19 protein-coding genes and 1 pseudogene are annotated in these 19,676 nt (G+C 63.7%); 19 read left to right on the top strand and 1 reads right to left on the bottom strand.

Going from position 1 to position 19,676, the window contains the following annotated elements; all coding sequences use genetic code 11:
- Positions 1-84: 84 nt before the first annotated feature.
- From tsaB to trmB, 12 genes and pseudogenes are all read left to right on the top strand, one after another.
- Positions 85-762, top strand: coding sequence for a tRNA (adenosine(37)-N6)-threonylcarbamoyltransferase complex dimerization subunit type 1 TsaB (tsaB, locus tag AC0NIH_RS00185; protein ID WP_023766991.1), 678 nt, complete (start codon positions 85-87; stop codon positions 760-762).
- Complete coding sequence (rimI, locus tag AC0NIH_RS00180) at positions 762-1,256, top strand: ribosomal protein S18-alanine N-acetyltransferase (RefSeq protein WP_023766990.1); 495 nt, start codon at positions 762-764, stop codon at positions 1,254-1,256. The genes tsaB and rimI overlap by 1 nt, the downstream gene beginning before the upstream one ends.
- A gap of 20 nt (positions 1,257-1,276) precedes the next feature.
- Entirely contained in the window at positions 1,277-2,077 is an 801-nt protein-coding gene (gene olsA / locus AC0NIH_RS00175; protein ID WP_473463312.1) for a lyso-ornithine lipid O-acyltransferase, read from the top strand.
- A gap of 183 nt (positions 2,078-2,260) precedes the next feature.
- Complete coding sequence (miaB, locus tag AC0NIH_RS00170) at positions 2,261-3,562, top strand: tRNA (N6-isopentenyl adenosine(37)-C2)-methylthiotransferase MiaB (protein ID WP_474025281.1); 1,302 nt, start codon at positions 2,261-2,263, stop codon at positions 3,560-3,562.
- Between the two features lie 83 nt (positions 3,563-3,645).
- Entirely contained in the window at positions 3,646-4,638 is a 993-nt protein-coding gene (locus tag AC0NIH_RS00165) for a PhoH family protein (protein ID WP_023766987.1), read from the top strand.
- 17 nt (positions 4,639-4,655) lie between these two features.
- The gene (ybeY, locus tag AC0NIH_RS00160) at positions 4,656-5,156 is read left to right on the top strand and encodes an rRNA maturation RNase YbeY (protein WP_473463307.1); all 501 of its coding nucleotides are present in this window, start codon (positions 4,656-4,658) and stop codon (positions 5,154-5,156) included.
- Between the two features lie 28 nt (positions 5,157-5,184).
- Complete coding sequence (locus AC0NIH_RS00155) at positions 5,185-6,261, top strand: hemolysin family protein (RefSeq protein ID WP_287388492.1); 1,077 nt, start codon at positions 5,185-5,187, stop codon at positions 6,259-6,261.
- A gap of 86 nt (positions 6,262-6,347) precedes the next feature.
- A pseudogene (locus AC0NIH_RS00150) lies at positions 6,348-6,455 on the top strand (VOC family protein); the annotation flags it as partial.
- A gap of 99 nt (positions 6,456-6,554) precedes the next feature.
- Positions 6,555-8,147: an apolipoprotein N-acyltransferase gene (gene lnt / locus AC0NIH_RS00145; protein WP_473463304.1), complete on the top strand. Its 1,593-nt coding sequence runs from the start codon at positions 6,555-6,557 to the stop codon at positions 8,145-8,147.
- A gap of 138 nt (positions 8,148-8,285) precedes the next feature.
- Positions 8,286-8,705 (top strand): helix-turn-helix domain-containing protein, encoded by a 420-nt coding sequence (locus AC0NIH_RS00140; RefSeq protein ID WP_031250313.1) that lies wholly within the window; start codon positions 8,286-8,288, stop codon positions 8,703-8,705.
- A gap of 169 nt (positions 8,706-8,874) precedes the next feature.
- A complete protein-coding gene (gene metK / locus AC0NIH_RS00135) occupies positions 8,875-10,140 on the top strand; it encodes a methionine adenosyltransferase (protein ID WP_473463302.1) in 1,266 nt (421 codons plus the stop codon).
- Positions 10,141-10,166: 26 nt separating this feature from the next.
- A complete protein-coding gene (trmB, locus tag AC0NIH_RS00130; RefSeq protein WP_473463299.1) occupies positions 10,167-10,868 on the top strand; it encodes a tRNA (guanine(46)-N(7))-methyltransferase TrmB in 702 nt (233 codons plus the stop codon).
- Positions 10,869-10,897: 29 nt separating this feature from the next.
- Here the strand turns inward: trmB and AC0NIH_RS00125 are convergent, their stop codons facing one another.
- The gene (locus AC0NIH_RS00125) at positions 10,898-11,101 is read right to left on the bottom strand and encodes a hypothetical protein (RefSeq protein WP_473463532.1); all 204 of its coding nucleotides are present in this window, start codon (positions 11,099-11,101) and stop codon (positions 10,898-10,900) included.
- A 323-nt stretch (positions 11,102-11,424) separates the two neighbouring features.
- On the opposite strand from AC0NIH_RS00125, the gene rimP reads away from it, so the two are divergent.
- The 7 genes from rimP (at position 11,425) to corA (ending at position 19,664) form a co-directional block, all read left to right on the top strand.
- Positions 11,425-12,069, top strand: coding sequence for a ribosome maturation factor RimP (gene rimP / locus AC0NIH_RS00120; protein WP_473463297.1), 645 nt, complete (start codon positions 11,425-11,427; stop codon positions 12,067-12,069).
- A 48-nt stretch (positions 12,070-12,117) separates the two neighbouring features.
- Positions 12,118-13,713, top strand: coding sequence for a transcription termination factor NusA (gene nusA / locus AC0NIH_RS00115; protein ID WP_013891269.1), 1,596 nt, complete (start codon positions 12,118-12,120; stop codon positions 13,711-13,713).
- A 38-nt stretch (positions 13,714-13,751) separates the two neighbouring features.
- Complete coding sequence (locus AC0NIH_RS00110; RefSeq protein WP_013891268.1) at positions 13,752-14,402, top strand: RNA-binding protein; 651 nt, start codon at positions 13,752-13,754, stop codon at positions 14,400-14,402.
- The gene (gene infB / locus AC0NIH_RS00105; RefSeq protein WP_473463293.1) at positions 14,399-16,981 is read left to right on the top strand and encodes a translation initiation factor IF-2; all 2,583 of its coding nucleotides are present in this window, start codon (positions 14,399-14,401) and stop codon (positions 16,979-16,981) included. Before AC0NIH_RS00110 ends, infB begins: the two co-directional genes overlap by 4 nt.
- A gap of 126 nt (positions 16,982-17,107) precedes the next feature.
- Positions 17,108-17,533: a 30S ribosome-binding factor RbfA gene (gene rbfA, locus AC0NIH_RS00100; protein WP_031250315.1), complete on the top strand. Its 426-nt coding sequence runs from the start codon at positions 17,108-17,110 to the stop codon at positions 17,531-17,533.
- Positions 17,533-18,525 (top strand): tRNA pseudouridine(55) synthase TruB, encoded by a 993-nt coding sequence (gene truB, locus AC0NIH_RS00095; RefSeq protein WP_473463290.1) that lies wholly within the window; start codon positions 17,533-17,535, stop codon positions 18,523-18,525. The genes rbfA and truB overlap by 1 nt, the downstream gene beginning before the upstream one ends.
- Before the next feature lie 44 nt (positions 18,526-18,569).
- Positions 18,570-19,664 carry a magnesium/cobalt transporter CorA gene (gene corA, locus AC0NIH_RS00090; protein WP_473463288.1) on the top strand — a complete coding sequence of 365 codons (1,095 nt, stop codon included), beginning with the start codon at positions 18,570-18,572 and terminating at the stop codon, positions 19,662-19,664.
- Positions 19,665-19,676 lie beyond the last annotated feature (12 nt).

Here is a 19,676-nt window from a genome sequence, read left to right as displayed (position 1 = left end):
CGAAGCGAAGCCGCTTAACAAATTGTGCTTGCGGTGGCGCGCCTTGGCGGGCACAGGGAAGTGTTTCTCGGAACCGGTTGTTTCATGAAAGTGCTTGCCATCGACTGTGCCGCCAGCCTCTGCGCCGTCTGCGTCTACGACGCGGCGGCTGGGCTGGAGCTTGGCCGCTCGGTGCTCGATCTCGGCAAAGGCCATGCCGAGCATCTGATGGCGGTCATCGCCGAGGCGCTGAAGGCGGGCGCGACCGACTATGCCGGTCTTGGCGCCATTGCCGTCTCCGTCGGTCCGGGTTCCTTCACCGGCCTGCGCGTCGGCGTCTCGACCGCCCGTGGTCTGGCGCTGGCGCTCAAGATTCCCGCGATCGGTGTGACGACGCTCGAGGCGCTGGCGGGCGAAGCAGCAGCGGCATTTCCTGGCCGCGCCGTGCTGGCGGCGCTCGATGCCGGGCGTGAAGAGATCCATGCCGCTCTCTATGATCAAATGTCAGTTTTGACTTACGGTCCGGCCGTGGCCACGCTGGCTGAGGCCACTGGAATGGCGATCGAAAGCTCTGCGGTGCTGGCCGGCACCGCGGCAGCACAGATCGCCGCATCGGCCGGTCGTGGTTTCGATATCGGGCCTCGGACGGCCACCGCCGACATTCTCACCTATGCCCGGCTGGCCGCCGCAAAGGGGCAGGGCGAAAGGCCGAAACCGCTTTATCTGCGCGGTGCCGACGCCAAGCCGCAGGCCGGGTTCATTTTATCAAGGCAACAAAATTAATGCGCATTCCCTTCCTCCAGCCGCGCCGCCGGGACTATGCGCTCGAGCCGCTCAGGATCACCGACAGCCCGGCCGTCTCGCTGCTGCATCGCGAGGACTTCGTCCGCCCGTGGACCGATGGCGAGTTCGCCGCCTTGCTCGAACAGGACACCGTGTTCGGTTACGCCGCACGCGAAACCGGGCAGGGCGCCAAGCCGCCGGTCGGCTTCGTGCTGGCCCGGTTGGCCGCCGGCGAGGGCGAGATCCTGACAGTTGCGGTGGGGCGATCGCATCGTCGCCAGGGGCTTGGCTGGCAGTTGATGGATGCGGTGCTGCGTGAGCTGCACGCCCAGCGCGCCGAAGCGCTGTTCCTCGAGGTCGACGAGACCAATGTCGCCGCGATCGCCCTCTACCGGCGGCTGGGCTTCCGCGAGGTCGGCAAGCGGCCGGACTACTACAAGTCGCCCGATCGCGGACCGACCGGCGCGCTTGTCATGCGCCGCGATCTCCGCTAGCCAGAGATCGGGGTAGGGCGATGATCAAGAAAATCAGGATTTTCCTGGCCCTGGGCCTCGTCGTCGCCGGTTCGCTGATCCTCGTGCCGTTGCAGATCCTGTCGATGAAGACCGGCTGGTGGCCGGAAACATTCATCCTCAAGATATGGCATCGGCTGATCCTCAGGGCGCTCGGCCTACGCGTCCATGTCAACGGGACGCTGGCCGACAAACGGCCCTTGCTGGTTGCCTCGAACCACATTTCCTGGACCGACATCATGGTTCTGGGCTCTTTTGCCGATGTAAAATTCATCGCCAGGGCCGATATGGAGGGCTGGCCGCTGATCGGCATGCTGTCGAAGCTGCAGCGCACCGTCTTCATCGAGCGCGAGCGCAAGCGCTCCTCGGGCGACCAGGCGAGCGAGATCGCCAATCGCATGGCCAAGGGCGACGCCATGGTGCTGTTCGCTGAGGGCTCGACCGGTGACGGCAATGCCATCCTGCCTTTCAAGAGCACCCTGTTCGGCGCCGCCTCGATGGCGATTTCGGAGGGCTCGGCCGAGCAGGTCTTCATCCAGCCGGTGGCGATTGCCTATACCCGCCTGCACGGCGTGCCGCTCGGCCGCCGCCACCGGCCGATCTCGGCCTGGATCGGTGATGAGGATTTGATGCCGCATCTCAAGGTGCTGATGGCGGAAGGCGCACTCGATGTCGAAGTGCATTTCGGCGAGCCGATCGCGTTTTCCAAGGGTTCGAACCGCAAGGAAACGGCGAAGCTGATGGAAAGCCAGGTGCGCGATATGATGATCGCGGCACTCGCCGATCCGCGCCCGAGCCGCTAATTCCGGCCCCGCGCCTGCGGGCGCATGGCGAGAATCGTCTGTTTTTTGTCACGGAAAGGCGTTAGAAGCCGCCAGATGGACTTGAACACGATTGAAAACGACGACATCGGCACGCTGGCTGGACAGCCGGCGGTGCACGCCGTGGCAGCGAAAAAGGTCTTCATCAAGACCTATGGCTGCCAGATGAACGTCTATGATTCACAGCGCATGACCGATGCGCTGGCCGCCGACGGCTATACCGCGACCGATGCCATCGGCGAGGCCGATCTGGTGCTGCTCAACACCTGCCATATCAGGGAAAAAGCCGCCGAAAAGGTCTATTCCGAACTCGGCCGCATCCGCGACATGAAGGCGGAGCGCGCCAGCGTCGGCCGCGAGATGTTGATCGGCGTTGCCGGCTGCGTGGCGCAGGCCGAAGGCGCCGAGATCATCCGCCGTTCGCCCGCCGTCGATCTGGTCATCGGGCCGCAGACCTATCATCGCCTGCCAGACGTGTTGGCGAGAGTGCGCGGTGGCGAGAAGATCGTCGACACCGACTATGCCATCGAGGACAAGTTCGAGCATCTGCCGCAGCCGAAGCGCGCCGAGGTCATCAAGCGCGGCGTGACCGCCTTCCTCACCGTGCAGGAAGGCTGTGACAAGTTCTGCACCTTCTGCGTCGTGCCCTACACCAGAGGCTCCGAAGTTTCGCGGCCGGTGGCGCAGATCGTCGCCGAGGCCGAGCGCCTGGCCGAGGCCGGGGTGCGCGAAGTGACGCTGCTTGGCCAGAACGTCAATGCCTGGCACGGCCAGGGTGAGAATGGCGAGGAATGGGGCCTTGGCCGGCTCCTGTTCCGGCTGGCCGAAATTCCGGGGCTGGCGCGGCTGCGTTACACCACCAGCCATCCCCGCGACATGGACGACGAACTGATCGCTGCCCACCGCGACCTGCCGTCGCTGATGCCCTATTTGCATCTACCCGTGCAGTCCGGATCGGACCGCATCCTCAAGGCGATGAACCGCAGGCACACGGCCAGGGATTATCTGGCGCTGCTCGACCGCATCCGCGCTGCCCGGCCCGACATCGCGCTATCAGGCGATTTCATCGTCGGCTTCCCTGGCGAGACGGAAACCGATTTCGAGGCGACCATGGAACTGGTACGCCAGGTGAACTACGCCTCGGCCTTTTCGTTCAAATATTCGCCGCGTCCGGGCACGCCGGGCGCCGAGATGGCCGATCACGTGCCGGAAACGGTCAAGGACGAGCGCCTGCAGCGTCTGCAGGCACTGCTCTTGAAACAGCAGCAGGATTTCGGTCTGAGCCTGGTCGGCAGCACCATCGACACGCTGATCGAGAAGCCTGGCCGGCAGGCCGGCCAGAAGGTTGGCCGCTCGCCTTGGCTGCAGCCGGTTATTGTTGATGAAAAGGCCGGCGAAATCGGTGACATTATCCAGGTGCGAATCACGAAGACGGGCTACAACAGCCTGTTCGCCGAATTGGCCTGAGGGTCTCGGCAGATGAGGAGAGACGGTTGAGCGCAGCAGAGCTGAAGAACCTGCCCCCGGTACCGGCATCTGGGGCTTCTGATATGGCGCACATCGTTCTGACTTTCGACAACAACAAGCTTGCCAGCGCCCTTTACGGCCAGTTCGATGAAAACCTCGCCCGGCTCGAGCAAAAGCTCGGCGTCGACATACGCTCGCGCGGCAACCAGTTGACCATCAAGGGATCCGCTTCGGCCGCCGAACAGGCACGCCGCGCCTTGGACAATCTCTACGGGATCCTCCAGAAGGGCGTCGATATCGGCCAGTCCGACGTCGACGGCGCCGTGCGCATGGCGGTCGCCGCCGACGATCAGCTGACGCTGCCGACGCTGGAGCGCAAGGGCAAGGTTTCCGCCGCCCAGATCGCCACCCGCAAGAAGACGATCTATGCCCGCTCGCTCAACCAGGACGCCTATATGCGGGCGCTGGAGCGGTCGGAACTGGTGTTCGGCATCGGTCCGGCCGGCACCGGCAAGACCTATCTGGCGGTGGCGCACGCAGCGATGCTGCTCGAACGCGGCATGGTCGAACGCATCATCCTGTCGCGGCCGGCCGTCGAGGCGGGCGAACGGCTGGGCTTCCTGCCGGGCGACATGAAGGAGAAGGTCGATCCCTATCTGCGGCCGCTCTATGACGCGCTCTACGACATGATGCCGGCCGACAAGGTCGAGCGTGCGATTGCCGCCGAAGTCATCGAAATCGCGCCGCTCGCCTTCATGCGCGGCCGCACGCTGGCGCATGCCGCGGTCATCCTCGACGAGGCGCAGAACACCACGCCGATGCAGATGAAGATGTTTCTCACCCGTCTCGGCGAGAACTCGCGCATGATCGTCACCGGCGATCCCACCCAGATCGACCTGCCACCGAGCACCAAATCGGGCTTGGTCGAGGCCTTGCGTGTGCTCGACGGTGTGGCCGGCGCGGTAACCGTGCGCTTCAACGATATCGACGTCGTTCGCCATCCGCTGGTGGCGGAAATCGTCAGGGCCTATGACCGCGACGCCAAGCTGGCGCGCGGCCTCGGTGCCGAGAATTGATCTGACGATGTGGCCTCATGCCTGAGGACAGCACATCCGTCGACGGGAGCCTTCCCGTCGAGATCGATATATCGATTGAAGCGGGCGACTGGCCCGCTGAGGCAAGCCTGGAGCGATTGGTCGATCGCGCTGTCGCGGCTGCTTTCGCCGAAACTGGTGCGGCGGGACATTCCGAACTCAGCATCGTTTTTTCCGACGACGCTCATATCCGCACCTTGAATGCGGACTGGCGCGGCAAGGACAAGCCCACCAACGTCTTGTCTTTCCCGGCTTTTCCGCATGTGAAGGATGGTCCATTGCCGCCGATGCTGGGCGACATCGTGCTCGCCGCCGAAACCGTGGCGCGCGAGGCGGCACTGGAAGACAAGCCCTTGGAGAACCATATCACCCATCTCGTGATCCACGGCCTGCTGCACCTCATGGGCTACGACCACGAGACCGACACCGAGGCCGAGGCGATGGAAGCCGTCGAACGCGCAGCGCTTGCAAGGCTTGCCATTCCCGATCCCTACGCGTAACTACAAAAGACCAATTGACCGGACGAAGATGAACGACAAACCAGAGACTGCCGCCCGCCCCGACGCCGGCAGTGCACCCAAGGCTTCCGATACGTCGGAAGAGGGATCAAGTCCGAGTACAGTTACCGGCAGCGTTGCCAGCGAAACTTCGCCTGCCGGCCCCTCTCTGTTCGAACGCGTGCTGGGTCTGTTCCGGCAACGCAACGGCACCAGCCTGCGCGAGGAAATCGCCGGCGCGCTGGCCGAGACGGCGAGTGATGCCGGCGCCTTTTCGCCTGGCGAACGCGCCATGCTCAACAACATCTTGCGCCTGCGCGAGGTGCGGGTAGAGGACGTCATGGTGCCGCGCACCGACATCCAGGGGGTCGAGATCACGACGACGCTCGGCGACCTCCTGGGCACGTTCGAACAATCCGGCCATTCCCGCATGCCGGTCTATTTCGAGACGCTCGACGACCCGCGCGGCATGGTGCATATCCGCGACGTGCTGGCCCACATCACCAAGCTCGCGCGCGTCAAGAAGGGCCGCACGACCAGGAAGACGCCCATCGCCACGCAGCTCGATCTTGCCCAGGTCGACCTTTCGCGCACCATCGGCGAGCTCAACCTGATCCGCCAGGTTCTGTTTGTGCCGCCATCGATGCTTGCCTCCGACCTGATGGGCCGCATGCAGACGACGCGCACGCAAATGGCGCTGGTCATTGACGAATATGGCGGCACGGATGGCCTGGTCTCGCTCGAGGACATCGTCGAAATGGTCGTCGGCGACATCGAGGACGAGCATGACGACGACGAGCCGATGATCACCCAGGCCGGTGACGGCGTGTTCGTCGTCGACGGCAAGGCCGAGATCGACGAAGTCGCCAAGATGATCGGTGAGGGTTTCGCTGCCGGCGAACATGGCGAGTATGTCGACACCATCGGCGGCATGATCTTCAACACGCTCGGCCGCGTGCCGGCGCGCGGCGAGGTGGTGCAGGCCATCCCCGGTTTCGAGTTCCATGTGCTCGATGCCGATCCGCGCCGCGTCAAGCGCGTGCGCATCGTGCAGAGCCAGAAGGGCGAGCGACGCCGGCGCGCCACCGCCCGCACCGAGCAGGCGTGAGCGTTTCGCGCGCTCGGTGACGATCGACGACCCGTTCAAGCATGCGAGCCTGGGTTCCGGTGTCTTCCACAGGGATCCGCATGCCACGCGATCCCGAAGGCCACGTCTGGACTTTCTCGCAGACGATCCGCATCGTGTCCCGCGAGGAGGCCGAACGGCTTGGTGGCGTGCGGATAGAAGGCTGGCACCGGTAGTCGCCTTGGTGGGAAACCGTGGCCGACCGGCCTGCGTTTGGAGCGCGGACCGCGGCCTGTTAAATCTTTCTTCCTGATTCGCACGACTCGGAAGTATGCATGGTGCGCCTTGCCGGCCGGATAATTCTGCTTTGGGGTTGGCGCCGGGCGCTCGTGGCCTTTCTCGCAGGCGCCCTGGCGGTGCTTGGCCAGGCGCCATACGATTTCTTCGCCGCTTGCTTCATCTCGTTCCCGGTGCTGGTCTGGTTGCTCGACGGCGCGACCGGCGAAGCCTCCGGCAGCCTGTTCCGGCGCCTGCGGCCGGCTTTTGCCGTCGGCTGGTGGTTCGGCTTCGGCTATTTCCTCGCCGGTCTCTGGTGGATCGGTTCGGCGCTGCTGGTCGAGGCCGACAGCTTTGCCTGGGCGCTCCCCTTCGCGGTGGTCGGCATCCCCTTCGCGCTCGCCTTTTTCTATGGCTTTGCAACGGTGGTCGCCCGGCTCTTGTGGAGCAGCGACATCGGCCGCATCGCAGCACTTGCCTTCGGCTTCGCGCTGGCCGAGTGGTTGCGCGGCTTCCTGTTCACAGGTTTTCCCTGGAATGCGATCGGTTACGCGGCGATGCCCGTGCCCCTTCTGATGCAGAGCGTCTCGGTGACCGGCATGATCGGCATGAACACGCTCGCCGTGTTCCTCTTCGCGCTGCCGGCGCTGCTGGCGGCGCGCCGGCACCTGCGCCTTGGCGCGGCGCTGTTTGTCGCCCTCGCCGCCGCCCATGTCGGCTTCGGCTATGTCAGGCTCGCCGCTCCCGAAAAGCCTGCGGAGCGCAGCTTGAATGTCCGCATCGTTCAGCCGGCCGTGGACCTGTCGGAGAAGTGGGACGCCTCGGTGCGCGATCGCATCTTCGCCACCTTGCTGGGCCTGTCCGCCAAGGCGCCGGACCCCGGTCACGACAAGCCGCAGCTGATCCTGTGGCCGGAAACATCGGTGCCGTTCCTTTTCACCGAGCGCCCTGACGCGTTGACGGCGCTGGGCGACATGCTGGGCGACGGCCAGCTGCTGATCGCCGGCGTCGTTCGCGAGGAAGGTGGCTCGGCCGCCGGCGCCGACAGCCGCTATTACAATTCGGTGGTGGCGATCGACGACAAGGGTGAAATCGCCGATGCCGTCGACAAGGTCCATCTGGTGCCGTTCGGCGAGTACCTGCCTTTTGCCGACCTGCTCAGCCGTTTCGGCATCGAACAGCTCGTCGCCGGGCCGATGACGTTCACGGCCGGCAACGAGCGCCACGCCATCACGCTGCCGGGCGGCCTCCGTGCCCTGCCATTTATCTGTTACGAGGTGATCTTTCCCGACCTGGTGGCAGTTGACGCTACGTCAGCACAGCTTATTGTGAACGTTACCAATGATGCCTGGTTCGGCGACACGCCGGGGCCGTATCAGCATTTCAGGCAGGCTCAGATTCGCGCTGTGGAGAACGGGTTGCCCTTGTTGCGTGCCGCCAACAACGGCATCTCGGCCGTTGTCGACCAACGTGGACGCATCGTCGATGCGCTGGCGATCGACGCGCGCGGGGCCATCGATGTGAAGGTGCCTATTGCCGAACAGACAGTCGTTTCCGAGGGTCAGCGACGCATTAACGGAATGCTGATCATGTTGCTGTTTGCGCTGGGCGGGGCATTGTTGAACGTAAGGCAAAGGCTACGGGTGAATTGACAGTTGGCACATTAGAAACTCATACTGTACCGCCTGAAATTTCTCGAAGCCGGTGGATCATACTGTTGGGGCAGTTGCCTCCGGCTTTGTTTGGGCGAGAAAAAAATCACAAAGCCGAAAAAATTCGGCGAGGAAAAAATGACAGAAGAAAACAAGAAGAAACCGAATCCCATAGACATCCACGTTGGAAGCCGCGTCCGGCTTCGCCGCAATATGCTCGGAATGAGCCAGGAAAAGCTGGGCGAGAATCTCGGCATCACATTTCAACAAATCCAGAAGTATGAAAAGGGCACCAACCGCGTCGGCGCCAGCCGCCTGCAAGCGATTGCTTCCATACTCGGCGTGCCCGTCGCCTTCTTTTTCGAGGATGCGCCAGGCCAGGAATCCTCGGCCAACCGCGGTTTTGCCGAGGATGCGTCAATGGCTTTCGCCGTCGAATTCTGCGGCAGTCCAGAGGGACTCCAGCTCAACCGTGCCTTTGTCAAGATCGCCGACGTCAAGGTGCGCCGCAGGATCATCGACCTTGTGAAGTCGCTCGCCGCCGACGATCTCGACTGATCCGTAATGCGCTTCGAACCGGCGGCACCGCGCCGCCGGTGGCATAAAATATCGGCTCCGACATTCATGCCAGGACGGCGGCGACGCTTGACGAGCAGCGCTTTGCCCCGCTAACACGTGGCGCGCCAAAATCGGCAGCCTGCCGATCGTTTTTCAAGAGGGGACACCCGTGACGCGGCAGAACTACTTCTTTACCTCGGAATCCGTTGCCGAGGGCCATCCCGACAAAGTCTGTGACCGGATTTCCGACGAGATTGTCGATCTGGTCTACCGTGAAGCCAAGAAGACCGGCATGGACCCATGGAAAGTCCGCGTCGCCTGCGAGACCTTGGCGACCACCAACCGCGTCGTCATCGCCGGCGAGGTGCGCGTTCCCGAGACGCTGCTGAAGAAGGACAAGGCCGGCAACGTCCTCAAGGACGCGGCGGGCCACCCTGTCGTGAATCCGGCGAAGTTCAAATCCGTCGCCCGCAAGGCTATCCGCGAGATCGGCTACGAGCAGGCCGGTTTCCACTGGAAGACGGCGAAGATCGAAGTCCTGCTGCATGGCCAGTCGCCTGACATCGGCCAGGGCGTCGACAACGCCGCCGATCGCCAGGGCGAAGAAGGTGCCGGCGACCAGGGCATCATGTTCGGCTATGCCTGCCGCGAAACGCCGGACCTGATGCCGGCGCCGATCTACTACAGCCACAAGATCCTCGAACTTCTGGCCGCCGCCCGTCACCAGAACAATGGCGAGGCCGGCAAACTCGGGCCGGACGCCAAGAGCCAGGTCACCGTCCGTTACGTCGACGGCAAGGCCGCCGAGGCCACGCAGATCGTGCTGTCGACCCAGCATCTGGATTCAAGCTGGGATTCCAAGAAGGTCCGCAAGGTCGTCGAACCCTACATCCGCGAGGCGCTTGGCGACCTCAAGATCGCCGACGACTGCATGTGGTATATCAATCCGACCGGCAAGTTCGTCATTGGCGGGCCGGACGGCGATGCCGGGCTGACCGGCCGCAAGATCATTGTCGATACCTATGGCGGTGCGGCACCGCACGGCGGCGGCGCGTTCTCCGGCAAGGACACCACCAAAGTCGACCGTTCGGCGGCCTACGCGGCGCGCTATCTGGCCAAGAATGTCGTGGCGGCCAAGCTTGCCGACCGCTGCACCATCCAGCTTTCCTACGCCATCGGCGTCGCCCAGCCCTTGTCGGTCTATGTCGACCTGCACGGCACCGGCAAGGTCGACGAGGCAAAGCTCGAGGATGCGCTGCGCACCGTGATGGACCTGTCGCCATCCGGCATCCGCCGTCATCTTGATCTCAACAAGCCGATCTATGCCAAGACGTCGTCTTATGGCCATTTCGGCCGCAAGGCTGGCCGTGACGGGTCCTTCTCCTGGGAGAAGACCGATCTGGCCAAGGCGCTCAAGGATGCTGTCGCGGTCTGAGCGCCCGACAGATCCCGCGGCACCAGATGAGCCCCGAACACAGGCCAAGCCGCGCGACCGAAGCCTTCTTCGGCCGTCGGCGCGGCAAGCCGGTCCGCCCGCAGCAGGCGGCGGCGCTGGAAAGCGGTCTCGGCACCTACCGGCTCGATCTGACGGCTGAAGCGCCGTCGGATCTGCGTACCTTGTTTGAAGCCGATGTCTCGGCCGTTCGCCTTGAGATCGGCTTTGGCGGCGGCGAACATCTTCTGCACCGCGCCATCGAGGCGCCGACAACCGGATTTGTCGGCGTCGAGCCCTTCGTCAATGGCATGGCCAAGATGATGATGGCGGTTAGGCAGCGGCCGCTGGCCAATCTGCGTGTCTTCGATGACGATGCCACCCGGCTGCTCGATTGGCTGCCGCCGGCCTCGCTCGACGGCATCGATCTTCTCTACCCGGATCCCTGGCCGAAGAAGAAGCATTGGAAGCGGCGATTCGTCAGTGCGGTCAATCTCGACCGCTTCGCGCGCGTCCTGAAGCCGGGCTCAAAGTTCCGCTTCGCGTCCGACATCGACACTTATGTGAATTGGACGTTGCTGCATTGCCGGGCGCATGGCGCCTTCGCATGGCAGGCGGTGGATGCCGGCGACTGGAACAACCCTTACGAGGGCTGGCCGGGTACGCGTTACGAGGCGAAGGCCATTCGCGAGGGCCGGCGGCCGGCCTATCTGACCTTTGTCAGGAAATAGGTGCCGTCACGGCGCCTTCCGCCGGATTTTCAGAAACGGCCGATCCTGTTGAAGATAGCCGGATCCATGTCCAGCTTGCGCTGGTCGTCGGCACGCGGCTTGCGGCCGGCTTCCACGGCGCGCGAGGCGGCGACCGCGCTGCCGAATGTGGTAAAGAGGTTGCCCAAGGCGGAAAATAGTCTGCGGTTGCCCATGATCTTGTCCTTTCGCGCGCCACAGCGCGCCGCTTCCATTCGTGTCGTGGCTAACAAATAAGGACACCCTGCCGCCTTTCGCAGGGGGATTGCCGCATGGGCGCCATGCGCCTGGAGCAATGCTGATGCCGTCAGGGCTTTTGCCTGCCTTGCACGGCGAGCTGTCACGGCGGGCTTGAAACACAGGCGGTGTTCGTTTATATCAGCCTCAAATTCTTGGTCGGTATGACGAAGAGTGGGTCCACCCGGTCCCGCTCTTTTTTATTACCTGCCGGGTGCATCGGACCGAAAAGTGCGAAGCGGTTTTCGGATGGTTCCGATGCGCAACCAGAGAACATTGCGAAACGAACGACAGGCAATTGATGACTTCAATGACAAGCGAAGGTGACGACCGCATCATCCGCGAGAGCGGTATCGATGCGCGCATCGCGCTGATCATCCAGCCGGTGCTGCGCGGCATCGGCTTTCGCCTCGTGCGCGTGCATCTGTCCGGCCAGAACGGCTTGACGCTGCAGATCATGGCCGAGCGCGAGGACGGCACCATGACCGTCGAGGATTGCGAAGAGGTCAGCCGCGCGGTGTCGCCGGCGCTCGACGTCGACGATCCGATCGAGAAGGCGTATCATCTCGAAGTCTCTTCGCCCGGCATCGATCGGCCGCTGGTGCGCAAATCGGATTTCGTGACCTGGACCGGCCATCTGGTGAAGATGGAAACATCGGTCATCGTCGCCGATCGCAAGCGTTTCAAGGGCAAGATCGCCGAGGCTGGTGAGAACGATGTGCTCATCGAGCGCGACAAGGCGGCCTATGGCGAGGAGCCGACGGTGCGCGTGCCCTACGACGCGATTTCCGAGACCCGGTTGATCCTGACCGACGACCTCATTCGCGATGCGTTGTCGAAGGACAACAGGGCGCGCAAGGAAGCCAAGAAACGCCGCGGCGAGCCGGACGACGTGCCCGAGGGTGCGGAAGCGGACGCCACGGAAGAACACGAACAGGAAAGTTGATTGAGCTGCCGGGCGTAAAAGCCCGGCGAACAGCTCGGGAGAAAAAACATGGTTGTAAGCGCCAACAGACTCGAACTGCTGCAGATTGCCGACGCGGTCGCGCGTGAAAAGTCGATCGACAAGTCGATCGTCATCGCCGCCATGGCCGATGCGATCCAGAAGGCGGCGCGCTCGCGTTACGGCCAGGAGACCAACATCCGCGCCGACATCAATCCCAACACCGGTGAGATGAAGCTGCAGCGGCTGATGGAAGTGGTCGAGAAAGTCGATGACTACGCCACGCAGATCGCCATTTCCTCGGCGCGCGAGCGCAATCCCGACGCCCAGCTTGGCGACTTCATCGCCGAACAGCTGCCGCCGATGGATTTCGGCCGCATCGCCGCCCAGTCGGCCAAGCAGGTCATCGTGCAGAAGGTGCGCGAGGCCGAGCGCGACCGCCAGTATGACGAGTACAAGGACCGCATCGGCGAGATCGTCAACGGCACCGTCAAGCGCGTCGAGTATGGCAACGTCATCGTCGATCTCGGCCGTGGCGAGGCGATCATCCGCCGCGACGAGCTGATCCCGCGCGAAAACTACAAATATGGCGACCGCGTCCGCGCCTATGTCTACGACGTGCGCCGCGAGCAGCGCGGCCCGCAGATCTTCCTGTCGCGCACCCATCCGCAGTTCATGGCCAAGCTCTTCACCATGGAGGTGCCGGAAATCTACGACGGCATCATCGAGATCAAGTCGGTCGCCCGCGACCCGGGCTCGCGCGCCAAGATCGCCGTCATCTCGCGTGACAGTTCGATCGATCCGGTCGGCGCCTGCGTCGGTATGCGCGGCAGCCGCGTCCAGGCCGTCGTCGGCGAATTGCAGGGCGAGAAGATCGACATCATTCCGTGGTCGCCCTCGGCCGCCTCCTTCATCGTCAATGCGCTGCAGCCGGCGGAAGTCGCCAAGGTCGTGCTCGACGAGGACGCGGAGCGCATCGAAGTGGTGGTTCCCGACGATCAGCTGTCGCTGGCCATCGGCCGCCGCGGCCAGAACGTGCGTCTCGCCTCGCAGCTCACCGGCTGGGATATCGACATCCTGACCGAGGCCGAGGAGTCCGAACGCCGCCAGAAGGAATTCGTCGAGCGCTCGGCGCTGTTCATGGAAGCCCTCGACGTCGACGAGATGGTCGGCCAGGTGTTGGCCTCGGAAGGCTTCACCAGCGTGGAGGAAGTCGCCTATGTCGATGCCGGCGAAATCGCCTCGATCGACGGCTTCGATGAGGACACCGCGTCGGAAATCCAGACCCGCGCCCGCGAATATCTCGAGAAGATCGAAGCCGAGCATGACGACAAGCGCAAGGCGCTGGGCGTCTCGGACGAGCTGCGCGAAATTCCCGGCATCACCACCGCCATGATGGTGACGCTCGGCGAGGACGGCGTGAAGACGATCGAGGATTTCGCCGGCTATGCCGCCGACGACCTGACCGGTTGGAAGGAACGCAAGGACGGCGAGACCAAGGTGTATCCCGGCGTTCTGGCCAATCATGGCGTTTCGCGTGCCGATGCCGAGCAGATGGTGCTGAATGCCCGTCTCAAGGCCGGCTGGATCACCGAAGACGAGCTTGCAGCCGAGGAAGCCCCGGCTGACGAAGCCGTTGGTGCGTGAGGTGAAACCGCATCGCACACAACCCGCCCTTGGACGAGATGAACGATCGCACCTGCATCGTCACCCGCAAGCAGGCCGAACCGGATGAATTGATCCGGTTCGTCGTCGGCCCGGATTCGGCCGTCGTTCCGGATCTCAAGAGAAATCTGCCCGGCCGCGGTTGCTGGGTGAGTGCCGACCGCCTACATATCGAGAAGGCGGCGGCGAAGAACCTCTTTGCCCGCGCCTTTAAGGCACAGGTGGTCGTGCCGCCCGATCTGGGCGGCATGGTCGATGGGCTGCTTTCCAGATCCGCTCTGGGTATGCTGGGTCTCGCCCGCAAAGCAGGCGCGATTTCTCTTGGTGCCACCAAGGTCGAGAGCGCAGTGCGCGGTGGACTGGCACTTTTCGTGCTCCACGCGACCGAGGCGTCCGACGACGGCGTACGCAAGATCAGCCAGGCGCGGCGGGCGACTGTCCATATCGGCGGCCCCTCCATCCTTGCCTACAAACTTTTCTCCGAGGCCGAGTTGAGCTTGGCATTGGGGGGTACAAATGTGATACATGCTGCCGTCCTCGCGGGAGACGCGGGTAAGGCGGTCCAGAAGCGCATGGTTGCGCTTGACCGATATCGGGGCGGTACCCCGGACGATCTGGCAATGCTTGCGGCCGTTGCTGACGAAGATGATGCTGCAGAGGATATGGAATGAGCGATACGAAATCGGGCGACGACAAGACGTTGAGCGTTACGCCGAAGAAGACCTTGACGTTGAAGCGCCCCGGCATGGAACAGGGCACCGTGCGCCAGAACTTCTCGCATGGCCGTACCAAGTCGGTCGTGGTCGAGACTAAGAAGCGCAAGTTCTCGCTGCCCGGCGACAAGCCGGAGCCGGTTGCTGCTGCCCCTGCGCCCGTCTTCACGCCGAAGCCCGCGGCGGTCGTGGCCGCGCCACCCATGGTGCAGGAAGCGCCCAAGGCGCCTCCGCCTCCGGCGCCTCCGGTCGAGCGCAGCGGCATGGTGCTGAACGAACTGTCGCGCTCCGAAATGGAAGCGCGCCGCAGGGCGCTCGAAGGCTCCAAGGTCCGCGAGGTCGAGGACCGTCAGCGCGCCGCCGAGGAAGCCAAGCGCCGCGCCGAGGACGAAGAGCGCCGCAAGCGTGAGCGTGAGGAATCCGCGCGCCGTCAGGCCGAGGAAGAGGCACGCCTGCAGACGGAAGCCGAATCCCGCCGTCGTGCCGAGGAAGAGGCGCGCCGCCGCGCGCCGCTGGCAGCCGAGTTGGCAACCGCCGACGAGGAGGAAGAGGTCAAGCCGAAGCGGACAGGTGCCGGTGCGCCGGTGCGCCGCCCGGTCACGCCCGAAGTGGCGCGTCCGGCCAAGCCAACCAAAGGCGAGGAAGACCGCCGCCGTGGCAAGCTGACGCTGAACTCCGCGCTTTCCGACGAGGATGCGCGGGCCCGTTCGCTGTCGTCGATGCGCCGCCGCCAGGAAAAGTTCAAGCGCGCGATGCACAATGAGCCGCGCGAGAAAGTCATGCGCGAAGTGATCCTGCCCGAGACCATCACCATCCAGGAACTGGCGCAGCGCATGTCCGAACGTGCGGTCGATGTGGTCAAGTTCTTCATGAAGCAGGGCCAGATCCTGAAGCCGGGCGACGTCATCGACGCCGACACGGCCGAACTGGTCGCCACCGAATTCGGCCACACGGTCCGCCGCGTCGCCGAGTCCGACATCGAGGAAGGCCTGTTCAACATCGCCGACAATGCCGAGGACCTGGTGTCGCGTCCGCCGGTCGTGACCATCATGGGCCACGTCGACCACGGCAAGACCTCGCTGCTCGATGCCATCCGCAATGCCAATGTCGTCTCCGGCGAGGCCGGCGGCATCACCCAGCATATCGGCGCCTATCAGGTCGAGAAGAATGGTCAGAAGATCACCTTCATCGACACGCCCGGCCACGCCGCCTTCACGGCGATGCGCGCCCGTGGCGCCCAGGCCACCGACATCGCCATCCTTGTGGTGGCGGCCGACGACAGCGTGATGCCGCAGACGATCGAATCGATCAGCCATGCCAAGGCGGCCGGCGTTCCGATCATCGTGGCGATCAACAAGATCGACAAGCATGACGCCGATCCGCAGAAGGTTCGCTCCGAACTGCTGCGCCATGAGGTCTTCGTCGAATCCATGGGCGGTGAAGTGCTGGACGTCGAAGTGTCGGCGACCAAGGGCACCAATCTCGACAAGCTGCTCGAGGCGATCCTGCTGCAGGCCGAAATCCTCGACCTGAAGGCCAATCCGGACCGCACCGCCGAGGGCGTGGTCATCGAGGCGCAGCTCGACAAGGGCCGTGGTCCCGTCGCCACCGTGCTGGTGCAGACCGGCACCTTGATGCCGGGCGACATCCTCGTCGCCGGCAACGAATGGGGCCGGGTGCGTGCTCTGGTCAACGATCGCGGCGAGCAGATCAAGGAAGCACCGCCGGCAATGCCGGTCGAGGTGCTCGGCCTTCAGGGCACGCCGCAGGCCGGTGACCGCTTCGCCGTGGTCAACAACGAGGCCCGCGCTCGCGAGATCACCGAGTATCGCCAGCGTCTGGCCCGTGAGAAGGCGGTCGCCAGGCATGCCGGCCAGCGCGGCTCGCTCGAACAGATGATGTCGCAGTTGCAGACAAGCGGGCTGAAGGAATTCCCGCTGGTCATCAAGGGCGACGTGCAGGGTTCGATCGAGGCGATCAACGCGGCATTGGACAAGCTCGGCACCGACGAGGTGCGTGCGCGCATCGTCCACGCCGGCGCCGGCGCCATCACCGAAAGCGACGTCTCGCTGGCGGAAACGTCGGGTGCGGCGATCATCGGCTTCAACGTCCGCGCCAACGTGCAGGCACGTGCCGCCGCCGCGGCCGCTGGCATCGAGATCCGCTACTACTCGATCATCTACAACCTCGTGGATGACGTGAAGGCGGCTCTGTCGGGCCTGCTGTCGCCGGAGCGCCGCGAAACCTTCATCGGCAATGCCGAGATCCTCGAGATCTTCGACATCACCAAGGTCGGCAAGATCGCCGGCTGCCGTGTCACCGAAGGCAAGGTCGAGCGCGGTGCGGGCGTGCGCCTGATCCGCGACAACGTCGTCATCCACGAAGGCACGCTGAAGACCCTCAAGCGCTTCAAGGACGAGGTTTCGGAAGTCCCCGGCGGCCAGGAGTGCGGCATGGCCTTCCAGAACTACGAGGACATGCGGGTCGGCGACGTCATCGAGTGCTTCCGCGTCGAGATGGTGACCCGGACGCTCTGAGTTCGAGTGGCTTGTTAGTATCGGGCGGTGGTCGAAAGGCCGCCGCCCTCAAGCCTATTGAGAATGACTGTTTGAGACATGAGGCACGGTCCTATCCCGAGCCTCACGCTTTCAGGATTGAGAAAAATGCCCCGTTCCACCACATCCGGCCCATCCCAGCGCATGCTGCGCGTCGGCGAACAGGTGCGCCATGCGCTCTCCGAAACCTTGCAGCGCGGCGACATTATCGACCCGCTGATCGAGAATTCGGTGGTTTCGGTCTCCGAAGTGCGTATGTCGCCCGATCTCAAGATCGCCACTGCCTTTGTTTCTCCGCTCGGCGCCAAGGATGCCGAGGCCGTGATCGAGGCGCTCAACAAGCATGCGAAATTTGTGCGCGGCCGTGTCTCCGGCGCGCTTCGGCAAATGAAATACATGCCGGAGTTCCGCTTCAGGCTGGACACCTCCTTCGACAATTTCGCCAGGATCAACGACCTGCTGAAATCGCCCGAAGTGGCGCGTGATCTCGACGCGGACGACGACAGGAACAAAGAGGACGGGGACAGCGAATAATGGCGCGCCGAGGCAAGAAGAAGGGCCGGCCGGTCTCCGGCTGGGTGGTGCTGGACAAGCCTGTCGGCATGGGCTCGACCGAGGCCGTTTCCAAGATCAAATGGCTGTTCCAGGCCGAAAAGGCCGGCCATGCCGGCACGCTGGATCCGCTGGCGTCCGGCATGCTGCCGATCGCGCTCGGCGAAGCCACCAAGACCGTGCCCTATGTTCAGGACGGCGCCAAGGTCTATCGCTTCACCGTGGCCTGGGGGCAGGAGCGCTCGACCGACGACCTCGAAGGGCCGGTGACGAAAGAGGCTGACCAGCGGCCGTCGGAAGCCGAGGTCAGGGCGCTGCTTCCCAAATACACCGGCGTCATCATGCAGACGCCGCCGCAATTCTCGGCCATCAAGATTGCGGGCGAACGCGCCTACGACCTTGCCCGCGAGGGCGAGACGGTCGACATTCCGGCCCGCGAAATCGAGATCGGCCGTCTCGACATCGTAGAGCACGGTGCCGATCAGACCGTTTTCGAAGTCGAATGCGGCAAGGGCACCTATGTGCGCTCGCTGGCCCGCGACATGGGCCGCGATCTCGGCTGCTTCGGTCATATCAGCGAACTGCGCCGGGTCGAGGTCGAGCCGTTCACGCCGGAGGATTTCGTCACCGTCGCGGAACTCGAGGCGGCCCGTTTCGGCACGCCGGGCGAAGACTTGGGGGGCCAAGACAAGTCGGAAACGGCGGATGCCGTCGACGTTGTGGAAGCGCCGATCGATTTCGGGGCGATCGATGCGCTTCTGGTCGATACGTCAGCCGCGCTCGACTGTCTGCCGCAGATCGCCATCAGCGACGACGCGGCGACCAGGATCCGCCTCGGCAATCCGGTCATCATCCGTGGCCGCGACGCGCCTGTAGAAGCCGAGGAAGCTTGCGCCACGGCACGTGGCAAGCTGGTCGCCATCGGTGCCATCGAGCAAGGCATGTTCAAGCCCAAGCGGGTCTTTGCCGGATGACGGCTGTCGTCTAATCTCGGTTTCATTCTACGCTCGAGGGGCACATGGCAAAGGCCGAGGCGGCGAAAAAGCGGACGCCGGTGAAGACGCGGCGGCCACCGGTCGGGGCCTCGCCAGGCACGCTGATCGCCGATCCGGCGGCGCGCCGTTCGGAACTGCGGCTGACGATGATCTCGCCGCAAAAGTACAAGACCATCGAAAACGCCAGCGTCGACGATATCGAGGCCAATTGCCGCAAATGGCCTGTCATCTGGCTCGACTGCACCGGTCTCGCCAACATCCAGCTGATCGAGGAGATCGGCCGCATCTTCAGTCTGCATCCGCTTGCGCTGGAGGACGTCGTCAACTCCGGCCAGCGGCCAAAGGTCGACTTCTTCGAAGATCATGCCTTCGTCGTCGTCCGCATGATCGACGATGTCACTTCGCATCGCTATGAACAGATTGGCCTCTTCGTCGGCGAGAACTTCGTCGTCACCTTCCAGGAGCGCGAGGGCGATCCGTTCGATCCCGTGCGCAAGCGCATCGAGAGTTCGGCGCCCAACCGGTTGCGGGCGCGCGGCGCCGATTATCTCGCCTATGCGCTGATCGACGCCATCGTCGACAGCTATTTCCCGCCGATCGAGGCGGCCGGCGATCTGGTCGACAGCATCGAGGACGAGATGCTGCACTCACCGCACAAGCATCAGATGCGGCAGCTGCACGAATTGCGGCGCGACGCCAATGTCCTCAAAGGCGTGCTGTGGCCGATGCGCGATGCGCTGGCAACGCTGATCCGCAACGACGTGCCTTATGTGAAGGCTGAAACCAAGGTTTTCCTCAACGATACGCTTGACCATTCGCTCAGGCTGATCGAGCTGGTCGAGACCCAGCGCGACATGCTGACCGGGCTGATCGAGATGCATCTGTCACTGAGCCAGGCACGCACCAACGACGTCATCAGCTATCTCACCATCGTCTCGGTCATTTTCATGCCGCTCACCTTCCTGGTCGGCGTCTGGGGCATGAATTTCGATCCTGAATCCTCGCCATGGAACATGCCGGAGCTGAAGTCCTACTACGGCTATCCCGTATCGCTCCTGTTCATGGCAGTTGTGGCGGTCGGGCTGATTGCCTTCTTCAAATGGAAGAAATGGCTTTAGCAGCGACAAAAC

This window comes from Mesorhizobium sp. WSM1386 (assembly GCF_055901595.1).
Note: the sequence above shows the minus strand (reverse complement) of the source record. Positions and strands in the feature narration are given on the sequence as shown.